This window comes from Arthrobacter sp. MYb213 (genome assembly GCF_002979915.1).
Taxonomy (GTDB): Bacteria; Actinomycetota; Actinomycetes; order Actinomycetales; family Micrococcaceae; genus Glutamicibacter.
Window position 1 is genome coordinate 96500 of record NZ_PCQA01000005.1, and the last position, 19790, is coordinate 116289.

General features: G+C 55.6%; 16 protein-coding genes. 7 read left to right on the forward strand and 9 right to left on the reverse strand.

Going from position 1 to position 19790, the window contains the following annotated elements; translation table 11 throughout:
- Nucleotides 1–39 precede the first annotated feature (39 nt).
- A complete protein-coding gene (locus CQ011_RS12870; RefSeq protein ID WP_105678127.1) occupies nucleotides 40–3054 on the reverse strand; it encodes an alpha-mannosidase in 3015 nt (1004 codons plus the stop codon).
- A 216-nt stretch (nucleotides 3055–3270) separates the two neighbouring features.
- Between CQ011_RS12870 and CQ011_RS12875 the strand changes: the two genes are divergently transcribed.
- Complete coding sequence (locus tag CQ011_RS12875) at nucleotides 3271–4185, forward strand: N-acetylglucosamine kinase (protein WP_105678288.1); 915 nt, start codon at nucleotides 3271–3273, stop codon at nucleotides 4183–4185.
- Between the two features lie 526 nt (nucleotides 4186–4711).
- Here the strand turns inward: CQ011_RS12875 and CQ011_RS12885 are convergent.
- Nucleotides 4712–6049 carry an MFS transporter gene (locus CQ011_RS12885; RefSeq protein ID WP_105678128.1) on the reverse strand — a complete coding sequence of 446 codons (1338 nt, stop codon included), beginning with the start codon at nucleotides 6047–6049 and terminating at the stop codon, nucleotides 4712–4714.
- Between the two features lie 149 nt (nucleotides 6050–6198).
- Here CQ011_RS12885 and CQ011_RS12890 point away from each other — a divergent pair, with 149 nt between their 5' ends.
- The 6 genes from CQ011_RS12890 (at nucleotide 6199) to CQ011_RS12915 (ending at nucleotide 12372) form a co-directional block, all read left to right on the forward strand.
- Complete coding sequence (locus CQ011_RS12890; protein ID WP_105678129.1) at nucleotides 6199–6954, forward strand: DUF4303 domain-containing protein; 756 nt, start codon at nucleotides 6199–6201, stop codon at nucleotides 6952–6954.
- A gap of 102 nt (nucleotides 6955–7056) precedes the next feature.
- On the forward strand, nucleotides 7057–8727 hold the full coding sequence (purH, locus tag CQ011_RS12895; protein WP_181148116.1) for a bifunctional phosphoribosylaminoimidazolecarboxamide formyltransferase/IMP cyclohydrolase: 1671 nt from the start codon (nucleotides 7057–7059) through the stop codon (nucleotides 8725–8727).
- Nucleotides 8728–8851: 124 nt separating this feature from the next.
- A complete protein-coding gene (locus tag CQ011_RS12900) occupies nucleotides 8852–9955 on the forward strand; it encodes a GTP-binding protein (RefSeq protein ID WP_105678131.1) in 1104 nt (367 codons plus the stop codon).
- Entirely contained in the window at nucleotides 9952–10074 is a 123-nt protein-coding gene (gene ykgO, locus CQ011_RS12905) for a type B 50S ribosomal protein L36 (RefSeq protein WP_105678132.1), read from the forward strand. The genes CQ011_RS12900 and ykgO overlap by 4 nt, the downstream gene beginning before the upstream one ends.
- 244 nt (nucleotides 10075–10318) lie before the next feature.
- Nucleotides 10319–11536 (forward strand): NRAMP family divalent metal transporter, encoded by a 1218-nt coding sequence (locus CQ011_RS12910; protein ID WP_105678133.1) that lies wholly within the window; start codon nucleotides 10319–10321, stop codon nucleotides 11534–11536.
- Nucleotides 11537–11565: 29 nt separating this feature from the next.
- Nucleotides 11566–12372 carry a putative hydro-lyase gene (locus CQ011_RS12915; protein ID WP_105678134.1) on the forward strand — a complete coding sequence of 269 codons (807 nt, stop codon included), beginning with the start codon at nucleotides 11566–11568 and terminating at the stop codon, nucleotides 12370–12372.
- A 78-nt stretch (nucleotides 12373–12450) separates the two neighbouring features.
- Here the strand turns inward: CQ011_RS12915 and CQ011_RS12920 are convergent, their stop codons facing one another.
- From CQ011_RS12920 to CQ011_RS12950, 7 genes are all read right to left on the reverse strand, one after another.
- Nucleotides 12451–13461, reverse strand: coding sequence for an adenosine deaminase (locus CQ011_RS12920; protein ID WP_105678135.1), 1011 nt, complete (start codon nucleotides 13459–13461; stop codon nucleotides 12451–12453).
- Nucleotides 13462–13684: 223 nt separating this feature from the next.
- On the reverse strand, nucleotides 13685–14122 hold the full coding sequence (locus CQ011_RS12925; RefSeq protein ID WP_105678136.1) for a Clp protease N-terminal domain-containing protein: 438 nt from the start codon (nucleotides 14120–14122) through the stop codon (nucleotides 13685–13687).
- 62 nt (nucleotides 14123–14184) lie between these two features.
- Nucleotides 14185–14628, reverse strand: a complete 444-nt coding sequence (locus tag CQ011_RS12930) for an HD domain-containing protein (protein WP_105678137.1) — start codon at nucleotides 14626–14628, stop codon at nucleotides 14185–14187.
- 7 nt (nucleotides 14629–14635) lie between these two features.
- On the reverse strand, nucleotides 14636–15316 hold the full coding sequence (locus CQ011_RS12935; RefSeq protein WP_286161190.1) for a GntR family transcriptional regulator: 681 nt from the start codon (nucleotides 15314–15316) through the stop codon (nucleotides 14636–14638).
- Nucleotides 15317–15363: 47 nt separating this feature from the next.
- Entirely contained in the window at nucleotides 15364–17100 is a 1737-nt protein-coding gene (locus tag CQ011_RS12940; protein ID WP_105678139.1) for an acetyl/propionyl/methylcrotonyl-CoA carboxylase subunit alpha, read from the reverse strand.
- Entirely contained in the window at nucleotides 17097–18707 is a 1611-nt protein-coding gene (locus CQ011_RS12945) for a 5-oxoprolinase subunit B/C family protein (protein WP_105678140.1), read from the reverse strand. The genes CQ011_RS12940 and CQ011_RS12945 overlap by 4 nt, the downstream gene beginning before the upstream one ends.
- Nucleotides 18704–19462, reverse strand: a complete 759-nt coding sequence (locus tag CQ011_RS12950; protein WP_105678141.1) for a LamB/YcsF family protein — start codon at nucleotides 19460–19462, stop codon at nucleotides 18704–18706. Before CQ011_RS12950 ends, CQ011_RS12945 begins: the two co-directional genes overlap by 4 nt.
- Nucleotides 19463–19790: the final 328 nt, after the last annotated feature.

Here is a 19790-nt window from a genome sequence, read left to right on the forward strand (position 1 = left end):
CAGCCGACGGCTGGACCCCTCCCGTCTTAGTGAATGAATCTAGAGTTTAAATCGTAGGGTTCTTACCTCGAAGGCGCCCAAGGCCAGTTGAACTGCGCCATCTACTACGTCAGTTGTTTCATCGGCCAACGGGTCTTCTAGCAGCGTCACAGTATTTACAGCGGTGAACTGCGTATTGAGCTCCAGGGTTCCGCGCGCTCTGCGTCCGAGTGACTCGTATACGCGCACTACTAAGTCTCCGGACTGATCCGAAGCCAGCTTCACGCTGGACACCACGAGACCTGCACCTTCGAGACGCACCAGTGGGTCTACGCTCTGAGCTCCGCTAATGACACGCTCAGCGCTATTTAGCAACGCACCCGCTTTAGTGGCCGAAGCGATATCGGCGCCAATGACCAGCCCATAACGGTGAGTCTGGAGACCTTGGTCGGTATGCGGATCTGGGAACCGTGGAGCGCGCAGTAGCGATAGCCTCAACGTCGTTGAGATCCCAGCTTCGGTGGAATCTCGGGTGACATCAAAACCGTAAATTGAATCGTTGATCAGAGCAGCCCCGAAGCCTGGCTCCTGTGCAAGTACAAAACGATGCATGGAGGTCTCGAACTTCGCAGCTTCCCAACTGGTGTTCACGTGTGTGACGCGTTGGTGATATCCAAACTGGGTTTCTGCGATGGTGTGCTCTGCACGAATATCCAATGGGAAGGCGACCTTGAGGAATTTCTCCGCCTCATGCCAGTCGGTGCTCTGCGTGATCTGCAGCGTGCGTGATCCCGGGGCCAGCACTAGTTCCTGTACCACCTTGGACTTTGAGAAGCTTCGCACAATGCTCAACTTTGCGCTTCCGTCGGAATCTTGGGAAAGCTGAATCGACTCAAGCTCACGCAGGTCGGTGACCTGGTTGCGGTAGTACTTATCTACATCCCAGGCGTCCCACATATTCGGGAAGTCCTGATGCAGCTGCAGTAGGTTTGCTTCTTGCCCCTGCGCGATAGCATCGCGTCCGGTCGACAAATCTACCGCTGAGGTGATCAACCCTTCGGAGGTGACAAAAATGCGTACGAGCGAATTTTCGAGCAGATATCCATTGTTTTGCCCGACCGCGTGAACTGCACCGCCAGTGGTGGTTTCGACTTCGCCGGCCGCGCCAAAAGATAGCCCGGAGCGTTCGTAGGGAGCTGCGTTAAAGGTCAGCGGTTTTGAACCGGTACCGGCAAGCGCCTGCTGAGACGCGGCAATCAGTGCCTCGGCTTGTTCGATAACCTGCGCGTAGCGCGCTACAACCTCACGGTGCACCCAGGCGATCGAGGTGCCTGGGAGGATGTCATGGAACTGATGCAACAGTACTGTTTGCCACAGCGAATCGATCTGCTCATAAGGGTACTGAGTTCCTGCATAAATGCTGGCCGTCGCAGCCCACAGTTCCGCTTCAACGAGTAGTTGCTCGGTGCGACGGTTTCCCTGTTTGGTTTGATGCTGGCTGGTCAGCGTCGCGCGGTGAAGTTCCAGATAGAGCTCACCGACCCACACCGGTGGAGACGGCATTTCTTGCTGTGCGCGGTCGAAGAAGTCATTTGGATGCTCCCACTTCACCATGGCGCTACCTTCAAGGTTCGCCAGGCGGCGGGCTTTGCCTGTCATTTCGCGGGTGGTCCCACCTCCGCCATCTCCCCAACCAACTGGTGCGATTGAATTGTTGGTGACGCGGGCTTCGCGGAACTGGCGAGAAGCCTTAGCAACTTCTTCGCCGGAGAGCTGGGAATTATAGGTATCCATGGACGGAAAGTGGCTGAAAATTCGTGAGCCATCAATTCCTTCCCAAAGGAAGCTGTGGTGGGGGAACTTGTTCTGCTGGTTCCACGAAATTTTCTGCGTGAAGAACCATTCGAATCCAGCTCGGCGCATGAGTTGTGGCAATGCCGGAGAATAACCGAAGGAGTCAGGTAACCAGACGCCGGCCGAAGTGATGCCGAATTCGTCGCGGAAGAATTTCTGGCCGTAGAGGAACTGTCGTACCAATGATTCGCCAGAGGGCATGACGGTGTCAGATTCCACCCACATTCCACCCAAGGGGAGGAAACGTCCGTCGGCTACTGCCTGCTTCACCCGCTCCCAGACCTCGGGACGGTGTTCCTTGAGCCAAGCGTACTGTTGCGCGCTCGACATGCCGTAGATGAATTCCTCATCGTAATCTAGCAGTTCCACCATGGACGAGCAGGTCCGTGAGACCTTTCGAATGGTTTCACGCAGTGGCCAGAGCCATGCCGAATCGATATGCGAATGGCCGATAGCCGAAATCTTATGGGCACTATGTTCTGCCGGTGCTGCCAGTACCTGAACTAGCTGGTCGCGCGCGGACTGAGCGGTCAGCACAATGTGCTGCAAATCCAGCACATCCATCGAGTTATCTAGCGCCTGCAGAATCTGCATACGCCGTGGCCCCTCAGGCAACTGAGCTTGCAGATCCAACAAGACTTCAAGATCAAGCACTAGGTCGTGGACTACGGGCTCGAAGACAGCCAGGTCCATGCGGCGGATGGTGTAGAGCTTGCGCGGAGACGAGGTGAGGAGGTCGCCCTGTTCCGTGGGAAGGAAGGGATGGTAGTCAAGAAGTACTGGGTTAGAGGCTGCTTCGAGGAAAAGCTCCAGTTGCTCCCCACCCTCGGCGCTATCGCTTACCGGCACCCATTGGTTGCGTGGGTTCAACGCTTTGATAGTGACGCCGTCGGGACGATAGATGAGCCCTTCGCATTGAAATCCGCTCATGTTGATATCAAATCCGAGATCAATGACGGCTTCCACACGGCGTCCTGCCCAGTGCTTAGGAACCTGACCACGTAATTTAAACCACGTAGTACCCCAGGCAGCACCCCATTGTGTACCGACCGGAGTTTCTGTGTAATCCAGTGCTATGCCTTCTAATGCCGGGATTGGTTCGCCGGCGAGCTCATGCCATGACACCTCTAAGGGAATTGAATCCGAGTAGACCATAGGGCGGATACGTTCATCGAGCACGCGCTTGACGCGCCCGGTGGTCAAAGAGATGTCATCATGCATGAATGCCTTTCGCGGAAACGATGTTCCTTGAGAAGAATAAGCTTGCTTTCAGACTATCTAATAAGTTGCCGTATTCAGTATCCACCGCACTCTCACGTGCCCGGTTCGAGAAAATCAGGTATCCGTTAAGTAGCGAAAATTCCTGCTCTGGCAATGAACAAGTGTGCCAAGATAAGACGAAACAAAGACCTTGACGAATTGGCGGTAGAAGACTTCATGGAATCAGCGCATACCGCCCTTTCGGCACCCCTGCACTTAGTCGCGTTGGATATCGGTGGGACTAAAACCCATGCGGTTCGTTACCTAAGGGATCAGATAGTGGCCGAGGTTCGAACCGGAAGTGCCAATGTGCAAAATGTGAGCGTGGATCAAGCCAAACAGGCGCTGGGTGAAGCATTCTCTGCGCTCGGTGATGGACCGGTTGATTTGGTCATTGCCGGCTCGGGAGGAATAGATACGGTAGCCGACGAACTGGCACTGAGCGAGCTGATCGAACAGTTTGCTCCGAAAGCCGAGGTGCGTATCGTGCACGATACGAGGCTGATCCTTGCCGCAGGTTACGCGCAGACCGGAATTGCAGTGATCCTCGGTACTGGCTCGGCAATTTGGGGCGTGAACGCTGAAGAGCGAACCGCGCGCTACGGCGGTTGGGGCTATCTCTTAGGTGATGAAGGCGCCGGCTATTGGTTTGGGCGTGAAGCGGTGCGCCATGCTTTAGATGAATTCAACCGCGGACAGCAGTGTTCGGTGCTGACATCTCTGCTCCTAGAGCACTGCCGTTGCGAGCATCCAGAAGAACTCATTGCGCTCTTTCACGGTCAAACCACTCGCGAATACTGGGCTCAGTGTGCCTCGGTAGTTTTTGACGCCATTACTGCCGGGGATACAGCGGCCAAAGAAATTCTTGAACGGGCCATCACCTACGTTGTGACAAGCATCGGTGAGGTCGCCAAACAGCTAGAACTTACCGGACCAATTGTGCTTGGTGGGGGAGTGATTGAACACCAGAGGATTTATCAGCAACGTCTACGCGCGGAATTAGGTTCCGCGGGATTTCATGACTTACGGTTCTTGGAGCAAAGTCCGGTTTACGGGGTAGCGTTTCTGGCCGGATTTGTTGGTAATACTTAAAGGCTCGCTCGGTAGAACGCATGAGGTGCGAACGATCTTTAACGCACCATCGACCCTGTTGTTCTTCCCGGTATCGTCGCACCAATCCACATCATAGGGGACAGCTATCACGGAGGCGTCACCGGCCGATGCGTTCTGGGGGACCACGAACGTGGAACTAAATTTCCCTGAGTCTTCCATCGGCGCGATCAGGTGAATAACGTCTTTTCCGTGCGCGTCGATCACGGTGATTTCTACCTGTGCATCCTGACCATAACGCGGATTGCAGGTAGCTTCGGGAGCCGCAACGCTCACTGTTTCGCCACGTGCAGCACTATTTGGAGCTACAGAATAATCTGGTGGCATGCAGGCGGTGAAAGGCAGTGAGCTCCCTTGACAAGAAGTCAGCCCAGCGCTCAGTAAACTGAGCAACGCTACGGCGGCGCAAAATCTGCGAATACCGATGCTGCTTCCAGGAAGTTTGGGCATCTTCATAGCTTCACCCTAGGGCAGGGCTGTCCAAAGATTTCGCCTGTTCTCAGCACGACTAGTCCAATTGAAGTCCACGAGTTTCCGGAGCGAATCGGGCCATCACCAACATCGCCACGACGACCAACACGGTAGCCCCCGCGAAGAGCCACGGCAGTCCCACGATTGGCCACAGGGCCGCAAAGAGTAGGGGGCCAAAACCAGCGGCAAAACGCGACATCGTTGAAGCCCAACCAAAGCCGCTAGCCCTCAGTTCGGTGGGGTAGAGCTCGGATACGTAGGCATAGAGCACCGGTATGGCAATTTGTACGACGACACCAAAGACGAGAATCCAGGCCACTGCGGTGGCTGGTGCATCAAGACTGCGTGCCACCACAACAAGTATCAAACCCGAAAGTGGAGCCGAAATACCAAGCAACCACTTACGCCCTACTCGCTCTACCAGCAGGGCTGCGATCACCACACCAAGCAGACCCATGAGCGCCATCACTGCGGTGGCGAAGAAGGATGCGGACTGCGCCATGCCTGCCTCGGTCAGAATGGTGGGCAACCAGGTCAAAGCGAGGTAGTAGACCAGTAACACGGTGATAAATAGCAACCAGCTCGTGGCAGTGAGCTTGGCCGAATAACGCCACAATTCAACTACTTGCTCCCACCAGCGTGGGCCCCTGCCCGCGGGCGCAGCTTCGATGACGTAATCCCGCGGTGTCGCTCCGGTACGTTGAACTAAATCATCGATGACCTCACGAGCTTCGGTTTCTCGTCCCTTCGCGGCGAGAAACAAGGGTGACTCGGGCATTTTCAGACGCACCAAGAACACCATGAACGCCGGAAGAATCATCACGGCAAGGATAAGTCGCCAGTTCCCCGCAGTGGCCATCACCCAGCCGGAAACAAAGAATGACAGTGCGGCGCCGATGGGCCACCACCCATCCATGGCGGTCAGCACACGTCCGCGCAGTTTTGATGGAGTGAATTCACCGACTAAGGCGTAATCCACCGGAATGCAGCCACCCAAGCCAACTCCAGCCAAGAAGCGGAAGGCCACAAAAAACCCGAAATTGGGGGAGAGCGCACCAAGCACGGTGAACACCGAAAACATCAGCAGGGTCAGCGAGAACGCGTTCTTTCTTCCGTACTTATCTGCAATTCCGCCCCAAAGGAAAGCACCAATCGCCATACCTACAAGATTTGAGGTTCCCAGCAACGCAGCGGTGGGCCGGTCCAGGCCCCACTCGGCTGCCACCAGTGGGATCAGCGCTCCGTTGAGAGTCACGTCCCAAGCATCAAACATGAAACCTAGGCCACCGATGATGAAGATGGTTCCCTGGACTTTCCATTTGAAGGGGAGTTCCTGCACAACTTGTGTACCGGAGGGAATGGTGGCAGTTGGCACCTTGAATAGCCTTTCCTGGGGGCCTCACAAAGTGTGGCACGTTCGCCACGAAGCATACCGAAACCTTGAGCCCCACGCACCTCACTACGCTTATTCAGTAGCTTCGTCAAGGCCTGTTATGACAGGGCATATGGGAGTATTCTCTGGTCATGGGAGTAGATTGGACCGCTCTCGAAGAGGCAATACGGGTGGCTGCCCTTCGACACGCTGCAGAAGTGATTGCTGAGCACCCGGAACAGAATTTTTATGCCATCGCCCTGCACGGGGTGAGCACCACAGAGAGTGAAAATATCTCTATGCCGTTGCTGGCGCTCAATTCTGTGGAAGCACTCGAACGGGACCGGCAAAGCGAGTCACGCGAGCTACTTGTGGAGCGCGGCGAAGACCTTGATGAGGATGCCGACTACGAGGACCGTTCGGATGCGCAAAATGAGGAACGCCTTGGCGGTGAAGAACTCATGGACTCCGACAATGAGCAGGATGACGAGTCCGAACAATCAGCAGATGATAGCGATGAAGACACCGAAGACCTTGATCAGGTCTTAGAAGCTATCGAAGCGGATCTCGAAGCCGAGGACAACGACAGTTTCTACTCGGATAAATGGGAGCCAAGCGATTGGCATTGGTCTTCCATTGAGTTATGCCAGGATCCAGCGGCACAAATCTGGTCCGATGCAATGACCGAGCAAGCCACGCAAGAGGGGTGGGAAACTACGATCAAACGCTATTATCACACCCTCGTTGCGGTCGCTCATTCGATTCGTGAAGAGTTGAATGAACGAACCAAGGTGGATCTGGTTGCCTACGTTGCCGATGATGATCATGCAGAAAAACTCCTAGAACTCTGTCTGACCCCAGAACAACTTGATGAGCACTTTCCGCAGCTTGAACAGCCAGTTCAATAGCGCCGACATGAACTGCTCAGTCTTTAGCTTCCGGCGCTAGAATAGGTGCGGCGGTCTATGGCCGCCCGCCCCTTTTCATCTCACCGCCGGGAGAGCATTTTCGTGAGTAAGACCGTCTTGGACCGTGTAGCTATTCGCCGCGCGTTGATTTCCGTGTATGACAAGACTGGCCTGGAGGAACTGGCCGCTGGGTTGCACAAAGCTGGCGTGCAGTTAGTCTCCACCGGTTCGACCGCGAAGAAGATCGCGGCAGCAGGAATTCCAGTCACCGAAGTAGAGCAGGTTACCGGCTCCCCGGAAATGCTCGATGGCCGGGTGAAGACCTTGCACCCACGCATCCATGGTGGCATTCTTGCCGACCGCCGCGTGAGCGAGCATATGGACACCCTGTCCTCCATGGACATCGAGCAGATCGATCTGGTCGTGGTGAACCTTTACCCCTTCGTGCAGACCGTCGCCTCGGGCGCCTGCCAGGATGAAGTGGTTGAGCAGATCGATATCGGCGGTCCAGCCATGGTCCGCTCGGCTGCAAAGAATCACGCAGCGGTCTCCATCGTGGTTGACCCATCGTTCTACTCGCAGGTTGTCGAGGCAGCCGCAGCGGGCGGCTTCGATCTGAAGACCCGCCAGCGTCTTGCCGCTAAGGCTTACGCTCACACTGCAGCCTATGACACCGCAGTGGCTTCGTGGACCGCCAGCCAGTTCTTGGATGAAGACGGCGACGGTGTGATCGATTGGCCAGCTTACTCCGGTGTTGCGTTACAGCGCGCCGAGGTTCTGCGCTACGGCGAAAACCCACACCAGCAGGCAGCCCTGTACGTTGATGAGGCAGCTCCTGCCGGCATTGCACAGGCTGACCAGTTGCACGGCAAGCCAATGAGCTACAACAACTATGTGGATGCCGATGCGGCATTGCGTGCGGCTTTTGATTTTGAGCAGCCAGCGGTCGCTGTCATCAAGCACGCGAACCCTTGTGGTGTCGCGGTAGCTTCCCCTGACGCCGTAGATCCGATTGCCGACGCGCACGCCAAGGCCCATGCCACCGACCCGGTTTCGGCCTTTGGTGGCGTTATCGCTGCCAACCGCACCGTCACCAAGGCAATGGCAGAAACGGTTAAGGGCATCTTCACCGAGGTTGTTATCGCGCCTAACTTCGAGCCAGAAGCCGTGGAAATCCTTTCGGCTAAAAAGAATATTCGTCTGCTGGCTCTGCCAGAAGGTTACGCACGTAATATCAACGAATTCCGCCAGGTCTCCGGCGGCATGCTGGTGCAGGCCGGGGATCAGATCACCGCAGCCGGTGACGACGTGGCTAACTGGACTCTTGCAGCCGGTGCGGCAGCGGATGAAAAAACCTTGGCAGACTTGGCCTTTGCTTGGCGTGCGGTGCGCGCAGCGAAGTCCAACGCAATTCTGATCGCTAAGGACGGCGCGGCCGTTGGTATTGGTATGGGCCAGGTCAACCGCGTGGATTCATGCAAGCTCGCGGTCGAGCGAGCCAACACCCTCGGGGTAAAGGTTGAATCGGGTGCAGATGCAGCCGGCGGCGCAGAAAACGTTGACGGCGCAGAGTCTGAACAGCGCAGTCAGGGAGCTGTCGCAGCCTCGGACGCGTTCTTCCCCTTCGCCGACGGTCTGCAGATTCTCTTGGATGCCGGTGTTACGGCAGTCGTGCAGCCAGGTGGATCGGTTCGCGACGAGGAAGTAATTGCCGCCGCTAACGCGGCCGGCATCACCATGTACTTCACCGGCGCACGCCACTTCTTCCACTAAGAAGTTCTCCGCGGCACGGGCCGCTCAAGTTATCCATAGACGATAACTTGAGCGGCCCGTCTTCTTTAAGCGCCAATTACGCATTATCTCTATTGCAAATCATTCTCATGTAGACTCAACTGCTATGAAGCTTATTTTTGTCTCATCCTTAGAAGTTCACTGCCGAAATGTCGCGGTCCAGCGACTGTTGAACGCATATCCTGAGGCACTGGTTATCAGCCACGATCTCCTCGAAGGAAATCGTGTACTTCGCCGGGTTGAAGGAAATTCCAACGCCAGTGAGCGCGCCGAATCCGTGCTCGAACATGGATGCGTCGGCTGTGCGGTTCGATTTGAAATCCTTCCGACCCTATTGCGGCTGTTGCCCCAAAACGAAGATGCAGTGATCATTCAGTCGTTGCCGGCTACCTGGCATAGTGATCAAGTCTTGGACATCGTGCGCTCGGAGCTCCAAGAGCGCGGGGTTGCTATTGACCATGCTGTTCTGGCTCTGGATCCAGCCGCCATGGAAGACCAATTCTGGGATCGTAGGACCCTGTGGGAGTCGGGTTTTAATGCCATGCCCAATGACGAGCGCACTGCGGGAGAGTTTCTGATTCGTGAAATCGCCCTGGCTGACAGCCTGCTGCTTGTCGAAGGGTTGAGTGTCGAACTACTCGGTAAATCCGCCGAGCACCTGATGTCTTGCGGAGATCAATTTAGGCATGGCGTGAAGCTAACACGAGAGTTGGCGCCGCACGCCACGCTCACCTCCGTGCATGACAAGGTCGCTTTGGGTACGTATGACCATGACGAAGCGCTTCGCAGATCCCGCCCCGGCCACTTTCAGCAAGGCTCTGACGCCCCGGAGGCGGGCGATACAAAGATTCTCATTAAGGTTGAGCGACCGCTAGACGCCGATCGGTTCCGCGAAGTACTGCCGGATATCGTAGCGACGTGCATGTGTGTTCGAGGGACGCTCTGGATAGCTAATTGTCCCGGCGTGCGCGTGGCCCTTACGGGGACTGGGCCCAGAATCTGGATGGAATCAACCGGCGCATGGGAAGGCGATATTGCCTGCACTCATCTTGAACTGACCGGTTCGGAGCACTGCGAAGCCGAGGTAAAGGCGCTGCTGGAATCGTGTGAACTCAGTGATGGCCAGGTCTTGGCTCTGAATGGTGCCTCAGGTGGATTTGGTCCAGAGCAGCAACAGCAGAAGATATGGGAGCGAGGTGAAAACGAATGAAAGTTAGGAATTCGATCAGTGCGCTGAAAAAGATGCCCGGAGCTCAAGTGGTCCGCCGCCGCGGCAGGGTATTTGTAATCAACAAGAAGAATCCGCGGATGAAAGCTCGCCAGGGCTAATTATTACCAGCAACACCCCGGTTCTCGAAAGCCAAAGATGTGCTATTGAGTGCCGGGGTGTCGTTTTTAATCGATTCTTGTGCAATTGTTTTTGATACGTAGTTTCAGGTCAAATGCCTGCTACGAGCTAGTACGAAAAGGATTGTTCAACAAACCCTTGCGCAGATTGTTCAACAACCTGTAATGTACTAGTCATCACTCGCGAAGGTGACCGCAATCACCACCGATAGTTATGGATGGGACCATGGCAGATTCAGAGATAAAGCCGCAGATGAGCGCGAAGGCTCGGCGGACAGCCCTTATGGGGGCAATGTTCCTCATGGCCACAAGTGCCATTGGGCCGGGTTTCATCACTCAGACTTCGGAATTTACGGTCAAACTCGGGGCGTCCTTCGCCTTCGCGATTGTCGTATCGATCTTGGTAGACATCGCAGTCCAGCTCAATGTCTGGCGAGTTATTGGTATCTCCGGAATGCGTGCCCAAGAACTCGGAAATAAGGTACTTCCAGGCGTTGGATGGTTCCTCGCCGCACTGGTCTTCATCGGCGGTGTCGTCTTCAATATCGGAAATATCGCCGGTACCGGCCTTGGCTTGAACGCGATGTTGGGCGTAGATGCAAAAATCGGTGGCGCAATCTCGGCACTTATTGCCATTCTCGTCTTCTTGTCTAAAAAAGCCGGGATGGCGCTCGATCGGATTGTAGTGCTCCTTGGAGCATTGATGATTTTGTTGATGCTTTACGTGGCAATCGTTGCCGCACCACCTGTAGGTGAAGCATTAAAGAACACCGTGATGCCTGAAAATATTGACTTCTTGGTCATCACCACACTTATCGGTGGCACCGTGGGCGGGTATATTACTTACGCCGGAGCCCACCGCATGATCGATTCGGGCACCTCCGGTGTCGAGCACGTCAAGGCAGTTAGCCGTGTTTCGGTGCTCAGCATCATCGTCACCGGTGTCATGCGAGTGCTGCTGTTTCTCGCGATCTTCGGCGTAGTCGCCGGTGGCGTCGCATTGACCAGTGATAACAAAGCTGCCGAGGCATTCGGCGCGGCCGCCGGAGAAATCGGTATCCGCACCTTCGGTGTAATTCTCTGGTCCGCTGCGCTGACCTCGGTTATCGGTGCTGCGTACACCTCGGTTTCCTTCATCACCAAATCAACGACCAACGAACGCACTCGCAACCTGATCACCGTCGCGTTCATCGCAGTGTGCGCCGTAATCTACTTGTTCCTAGGACAGGCTCCACAGACCCTGCTGATCTTCGCCGGTGCCTTCAACGGACTAATCTTGCCCGTCGGTTTTGCGGTTCTCCTCTGGGTCGCCTGGCGTCGACGCGACCTACTGGACAACTACAAATACCCTGCGTGGCTACTGATTATCGGCGCAATAACCTGGGTGCTGACGATCTACCTTGGGTGGATGTCACTGACCGGCCTAGCCAAGCTATGGGCTTAAGTACCAACTAATTCGGGGAGGAAGACGTCATGAAGCTAGAACAACCAGAGCGCAGCGCGCGAGCAGGGCTGACGCCCAAGGAAGCGCGTGAGCTGTTCCGAGCAGGTCTGAGCGTACCAACAGCTGGCTACAGCGCCGGCTACGCACAAGCTAACCTGATCATCGTTCCGCAAGATCTAGCATTTGATGTTCTGCTCTTCGCCCAACGCAATCCCAAATCGTGCCCTATTCTGGGCGTCCTTGAAGCAGGCGAGACAAGTAGCGAGCTACTAGTCGACGGAGACATCCGCACGGACCTGCCCAAGTACACCGTCTATGAAAATGGCGAGAAGATTGCCGAGCCGGCAGATCTTAGCGAGTACTGGCGAGATGATCTGGTGACATTCATTGTTGGGTGCTCCTTCACTTTCGAAGCGGCACTTATCGAAAATGGCATCAGTATTGCGCACATCGAGAACGGCACCAACGTGCCTATGTATAAGACCAATATCCGTAGCGCCTCGGCCGGGAGTCTAACCGGACCGATGGTGGTCTCAATGCGTCCGATTCCGGCTGCACAGGTGGCCGACGCGGTACGTATTACCTCCCGCTATCCAGCGGTTCATGGGGCTCCCGTTCACGTGGGAAACCCCGAAGAAATCGGCATCACGGATCTGGGAAAACCAGACTTCGGCGATGCCCCCTCCATACCGGACGGAACGATTCCAGTTTTTTGGGCATGCGGCGTGTCCCCACAGGCCGCTGTCATGGAATCCCGTCCTACGCTGGCGATCGGACACGCCCCCGGGCATATGCTAATCACCGACGCCAGGGACTCGAAATATCAGGTGCCGTAACCCCAAGTACGAGCAACTGATTGAGTCCAGTGCCGCGATTCCGCCCCCAAGGAATCGCGGCACTTCTAATTTAAGCGCTTAGACCTCGCGCGTAGTATCTAGCTGCAGAGCCAACCAGGCGTCCACTTCAGCTATACGAGACTTCTTGGCAGCCTCATCAAGAAATGAGCCTTCAAAGGAGTTTCGAGCCAGCGTAGCCAGATCGCTGACAGTCAGGCTGAACTGTTCGGTCACCGCAGAAATATTGGCGTCTAAATAGCCACCAAAGTAGGCCGGATCATCGGAGTGTAAGGAAACCTTCAAACCAGCTTCGAGCATTTGTGGCAACGGGTGATCGGCCAGGGTGTCTACCGCGCGCAAACGCACATTAGAAAATGGGCATACGGTCAGTGGCATCTGCTCTTTGACTAAGCGAGCCACCAGCTCGGGATCGTCCATGCAACGGATACCATGGTCAACACGCTCAACCTTCAATAGGTCTAGTGCTTGGCGAATGTAATCCGCTGGGCCTTCTTCGCCGGCATGGGCCACGACGTGTAGGCCGTGCTCACGTGCGTAGCTGAAGACCTCTTCGAAGAGCTCTGGCGGGAATCCCAGCTCGGAGGAGTCCAAACCAATCCCGTCGATGTCATGATTCTCGGTGACAATCATTTTCAGGATTTCCATGGCTGATTCAGCCGGAGCGTGACGCCAGAAGCAGGCAATTAGTTTATGGGTGATACCCCATCGTTGCTCGGCCTGTTCAAGTCCCGCGCGAATCCCCGAAATGACCTCGGACAGCGAAAGGCCACGTTCAATGTGTGCCTGCGGGTCAAAAAATAGTTCCACATGTCGCACCCCGGAAGCGTGCGCGCGTTTCAGATACGCGGCCGTGATTTCTTTGAAATCGTCGCTGGTGCGTAGTACCGCCATATTGGCGTAGAAAAGATCGAGGAACGACTGCAGGTTGTTAAATTCGTAGTGTTCGCGCAGTTCTTCGATGGACTCATAGGGCAGGTCTATGCCATTTTTGGAGGCCAGAGCGAATATTGTCTCCGGTTCCAGAGAGCCTTCCAAATGGATATGTAATTCAGCAAGGGGCAATTTCACGAAGGTTCCTTCCAAGGGATCACAATTGTGGATACCTGGGTCTGGTGCGTTTTGGTGCGATTAATTATTGGCACAAGATGGCCACGCTTCAAAGGGCGAAACGGATCGAGGTCGCCAACAGTCTAATTTAACGATACCCGTGTGACTGATCGGGACCAGTCACATTATGATGCGGTGCCCCTCACCGTCTATGCGAGAAACGCTGGACCTGAAGAGGCCTATTTTAGACTCCTGACAGGATCATAATGATTCGCTGGCGTAATTGATGTGGATTTACGCCGAGGTCTTTAATGCATTGGAATGCCAGTCCTTCACCCAAACGGAGCAACGCCAAGAGTAGATGCTCGGTATCTACTAGTCCATGGCCTAACTCCTTGGCTTCGTGCAGCGAAAGACGAAGGAGCTTTTTGGCATGCGGGGTTATTCGTACATCGTCACCCGATTCAACCGAACTGACCTTTGGCACTGTTTCTAGGTGCGCGAGGATTTTGTTAGGGGAAATGTCGAGGGCCTGCAGAGCTTGCGCGGCTACTCCGTGCCCTTCGCGATGCAAAGCTAGTAGGAGATGCTCGGTGCCCAGATGATCCTCATCGCGAGCGGTGGCCGCTTGCTGAGCCAGTACGAGTACCAAACGTGCTGGTTCGGTGAACTTCTCAAACATGTCTTCACGTCCTTTAGGACTCAATGCTCTGATGCTACGCGCATTGTGAAGCGAATAGCTGCCTAAAGCGCAAGGAGTGAACGGACATAGCTGTACTTTTTCGCTAACCGTTCACGGGTCGCCTCGGCTAAGAGCGCGGTGCGTTCAGGGGAAGTGTTATCGGCAAGATCTGCATGCTTGACGAGTAGTCCTATTGGATTTGCACGGACCCGCGCACAGTAATCCTCGACGCTTTCGCCCTGACGCTTAGTCACCGATTCGACTGCCATAACGACCTCCTGAGAGATTCCCGCGGCCAAGAGATCTGAATCGGTAACCTCGCAGTCTTCGATCACATCATGAAGCCAAGCAGCAGCAACCGCAGCATCGGTACCGCCTTGGTCATGAACACTCGCTGCTACGCGAGCGGTATGAGCAATATAGTCTGCTCCAGATTTGTCTACCTGGCCGCGATGGGCACGGCGAGCAATAGCTTCAGCGATCACGGGCAATGAAGAATCAGGCATGGTGCTCCTAGCGGGGTTGCGAGGACTCGTAGTGTTCTAAGAGTTCGGCCTCAGCGGTATTCAAATAAACCTGCAAAGTATCGGCCGCTTCCATTCGTTGCCCGGTGTTAAGCAGGTCAACCAGGGCGCCATTTCGTGAGACGTAGTGTGAATGAAAGTCCGGGGCATCGCTCATCGCATGGAACACCAGACGCATTTTCGCCAGTACCCGGCTCATCAATTCGAGCAGGTGAGCACTTCCGGTCGCACGCACTATAGTTTCGTGAAATTGCTGATTCGCATCTGCCATGAGGGCAATATTTTCAGTCTCAGCGGCGGCACGAGCATGCCCTATGATCCGCGATAATTCATCAATATCTAGCTTTGGGCCCCAAGCTAACGCGGCGGGTTCGATAGTTCGACGAACAGCATAGATTTCTCGGATATCCGCTGCGTCTGGCGAAGCGACGAACACCCCGCGATTCGGAATGCGTGAAATAATCAGGTCACTATCTAACAGCGTGAATCCTTCTCGCAACGTATTCCGCGAGACTCCCAGTGCGTTGGACAAGGCTTGTTCGGAGAGCTTAGAACCTGGAAGTAGACGCCCCTCAGCGATTTCTTGACGCAAGGTCGAGGCCACCCACGTGCTGGTGTGCGCATGGGTGGACCCGTCGCCTAACGGAATTGAAGTGTAAATCTCGCTCACGTTCATTCCCCTAATTTAGTTCAGCTCCTCGGCAAAGCTCGTATTGACTAAGAGATACTTCCCAGCACATCGCCACGAAGCACGCTTTGTCCGGCACTGAGATCTGTGGAAGTAAAGATGCCGTCGCGGTGGGCAGTAACCGGGGATTCCATCTTCATAGCTTCTAAGACGGCCACTGTTTGTCCCTTGCTTACCGACTCGCCATCCTGTGCCGCGAACGAGACTAAATTACCGGCCATAGGGGACACGATGGAGCCCTCGTCGGTGTTGGCACCCTGAATGGCTGCTGAATCCGCTGAGGTTGATCCGCCGTGACGGATTGCATTGACCAAGGCAACGGGCAAGCCAAGAGCCATGGCCTTGCCATCAAGGTCTATGGTCAGTACCTCACGTTCGGCACCGGCCTCGGTGGTAGCAATCTCATCGCTATTAGCCAACTCATCAGCGAACTCGGATTCAATCCACGTCGTGTAGACACCAAAACGTTGTTCGGCGACGAAGTCCGGATGTTTGGACACCGCACGGTGGAACGGTAGAACCGTAGGAACCCCTTCAATGGTGAATTCTGCCAAAGCCACCTGGGCGCGACGTAGGGCCTGCTCGCGGGTTGCACCATGAACAATCAGCTTGGCCATTAGCGAGTCGTATTGGCCAGGAATCACTGAGTTGCTACGGACGCCGGCGTCCACGCGGATGCCGGAGCCGGTAGGCGCCTCAAACCGCGTGATGGTGCCTGGCCCTGGCAGGAAACCACGAGCGGGATCCTCGGCATTAATACGAAATTCGAAAGCATGACCCACAGGGGTTGGGTCTTCGAGCACCGAGAGTTCCTTGCCATCGGCAATTCGGAACTGTTCGATGACCAGGTCCAGACCGGAGGTCTCTTCGCTGACCGGGTGCTCAACTTGCAACCGGGTATTGACCTCAAGGAATGAGATGAGGCCATCTGGGGCTACTAGGTATTCAACGGTACCTGCACCCACATACCCGGCCTCACGGCAGATCCGCTTGGCTGATTCGTGGATTTCGCTGCGCTGCTCATCGGAGAGGAACGGTGCAGGGGCCTCTTCTACCAACTTTTGGTGACGACGCTGTAAGGAACAATCGCGGGTGCCCACCACAATGACATTGCCATGGGTATCTGCAAGGACCTGAGCTTCCACGTGACGTGGCTTGTCGAGGAAACGCTCCACAAAGCATTCACCGCGACCGAATGCGACGGTGGCTTCACGGACTGCAGATTCGAAAGAATCTTCAATGTCTTCCATGGTGTGAGCGACCTTCAGGCCACGTCCGCCACCGCCGAAGGCTGCCTTGATGGCAACGGGTACTCCATACTTTTCGGCGAAGGCTCGAACCTCGCCAGCATTAGCTGCTGGGGCGTCGGTGCCGGGCACCAGCGGAGCGCCGGCACGAACTGCGATTTCACGCGCGGTGACCTTATTGCCCAAAAGCTCAATGGCTTGAGGCGACGGGCCAATCCAGGTCATTCCTGCGTCGATGACTGCACGAGCAAAGTCAGCGTTTTCGGAAAGGAAGCCATAACCTGGGTGAACTGCGTCCGCACCGGCGCGCTGGGCAATGGCGATGATCTTGGAAATATCCAAGTACGTTTCGGCACTCGAAGACCCCTGAAGGGAGTACGCTTCATCGGCGCGACGCACATGCAATGCGTCGGCGTCCGGATCAGAGTAGATGGCAACCGATTTCAGGTTGGCGTCGGAGGCGGCGCGGGCGATACGAACAGCGATTTCGCCACGGTTGGCGATCAAGACCTTTTTCATGCCTGGGTTCCTTCGGTGCGTGGAGCGGATTCGGAAAGTTCAAAACGGATACGGCTGCCTGGCGGTAGTTGTGCGGCAGCAGATAAGTCTTCGGCGATAACGGCAGCAATGACCGGGTAACCACCGGTGACTGGATGGTCGGCGAGGAATAAGACCGGCAACCCGGACGGTGGGACCTGTAGCGAGCCTAGAGCTACACCTTCACTGGAAAGTTCTCCAGTTCTCACTCGCTCCAGGGCGCTTGCTTCACCTTCCACGCCTAAACGAACCCCGATGCGGTTCGATTCACTAGTCACCAACCACTGCTGATTGAGTAGTTTTTCTACACCCGCCGGGCCAAACCAGTCATCTCTAGGCCCCACGCTGACGCGTAAGACGAAGCACCCTTCGATGTCTTCAACCGGTAAGGTGCTCGGTTCGCTCTCTCCAACTATCTGGAGATTCTCTGGCTGCGCAATAGGCAAGAAAGTTCCTGTAGCCAATGGAGTAGGACCAACGCCGGAGAGCGTGTCGGTAGCTAACGAACCAAGAATTTTCGGCAGTTGGATGGTGCCGCGCACCGCGATATAACTACGTAAACCATTACCTGTGGGTTCTAAATCCAAGCGCTCGCCGTCTAGCAGTGCAAATGGTGCGTCCATTGAGGCTTCACGTTTGGTGCGGACAAGATCCTCAGGTGCTGGAGTGATGCTCAGTTTAGCTTCCGCTCCGCTGACCGCTAGGACCTGATCTCCATGGGCTTGTAAGCTCATGGAGCCAGTCAAATTTTCAATACACGCTTGGTTAGGGGTATTTCCTACCAGCCGATTTGCCTGATACAACGAGCTTGCATCTGCGGCGCCACTGGAAGGGACACCAAGGGCACCAAAGCCGTAGCGTCCGGCGTCTTGTAGCAAGCTTTGCAAACCGGAATCGAGCACTTCGAGTCCCTCGCCACTAGGCACGTTGGCGACTTCGGTGGTGGGCGTTTCGGTGTGGATATTCAAGACGTTGCGCGAGGCGACAAACTGCACCCGATCCTGTGGACGGATAAGCGCCGGGTTCTCCCGGTCCAAATCCCACAGTGCAGAGTCAGTGTGGCCTAGTAGCTGCCAACCTCCGGGGGACTGGCGTGGGTAAACTGCGGAGTATTCCCCAGCAAGAGCGACCGACCCGGTAGGTACCGAGGTGCGGGGCGTTTCACGGCGGGGCACTTCCAGTACCTTATTTTCACCCAGTAGGTAAGCGAAGCCAGGCGCGAAGCCACCAAAAGCGGCCCGCCACTGCTGGCCGGTGTGCGCATTGACCACGGCTTGCGCGCTCAAGCCGGTGAGCTGGGCGACGGTATCGAGGTCTTCACCGTCGTAGTAGACCTCGATGGTGACTAGTTTTCCGGACGCTACTGCAGCCGTGTTGAGCTTCAGCTGGGGCAGCTGATTGACGGCGGCTCGAGCTTGCTCGGTGGTTTCAAACTTCACCATGACCGTTTGGGCGGCAGCCAAAACATCGCGTTGACCAGGTAGCGGCTGGGCTTGAAGGTAGGCGTCGAGAGCTAGGACCGAGTCGAGGTCTTCCATCTCGACGAGTACATCGTGGCTTCCGGCGGCAAATACGTTGGTGATGCTCATACGAAGCTCTTGATCTGGACGCCGGCGGATTCTAGCCCGGCGCGCACCGCTGCGGCCATTGCTACGGATCCGGCGGTATCGCCATGGACGCAGATGGATTCGGCGGGCATCTGGATTATCGATCCATCGATGGCTTTGAGCGTGCCCTCACTTGCCAGACGAATCATATTTTCGGTCACCTGAGCACTGTCGTGGAGCACCGCATTGGTTTCGAGACGAGAGACCAGGGTGCCGTCGGGGTTGTAGTTGCGGTCCGCAAAAGCTTCGGCCACTGGACGCAGTCCGGCCTGTTCTGCCTTGGTTAGGGCCACCGAACCAGGAAGTAAGAGCACTGGGAGGTCTTCACCAAAAGCTTTAATCGCATTGATGACGGCCTGGGCGTGAACCTCATGATGAACAATCGTGTTGTATAGCGCGCCATGGGGTTTGACGTATTTGATAGTGGAACCGGCTGCGCGTGCCAAGGCTTGGAGGGCCCCAAGCTGGTAGAGCACATCGTCTGCTAGCTCGGTGGCCGAGCAGTCTAGGAAGCGACGGCCGAATCCGGCCAAATCCCGGTAACCGACGTGCGCGCCGATGGTGACTCCCGCGCTGACAGCGTCACGACAGGTCTGGGCGATACCGCTTGGATCGCCTGCGTGGAAACCGCAGGCTACGTTAGCCGAGGAGACCGAGGCGAAGATTGCTGCGTCATCACCCATGACCCAGTTGCCAAAGGACTCGCCTACATCAGAATTAAGGTCGATATACGTCATCTGTGATCCCCGTCTCTCCGCATCGTTTATCTAAGCATGCACCAAAAACACATATTGTTCAACAATCTTTCCTGTCTTTCGGCAATATATTTATGCGTAACCAAGTGAGGGCAATTATTAGACGCAGTCTCAAGATTCCTGTAGCACGTACCCTTTCTCGGGGCTGCTTCGAAAGCTAACAGTTGTTTGAGCATGCCGAGCAGCCGGCAGCTGTTCTAGTCCGGCGTATGTAACCTTTACTGGAGAGCGTGCCGAAGTTTTGGAGCAGGAACATCGTCCACTGCGCGATGTGATCACCGAGCATCTGGAAGAACTCGCGTGCCGAGCT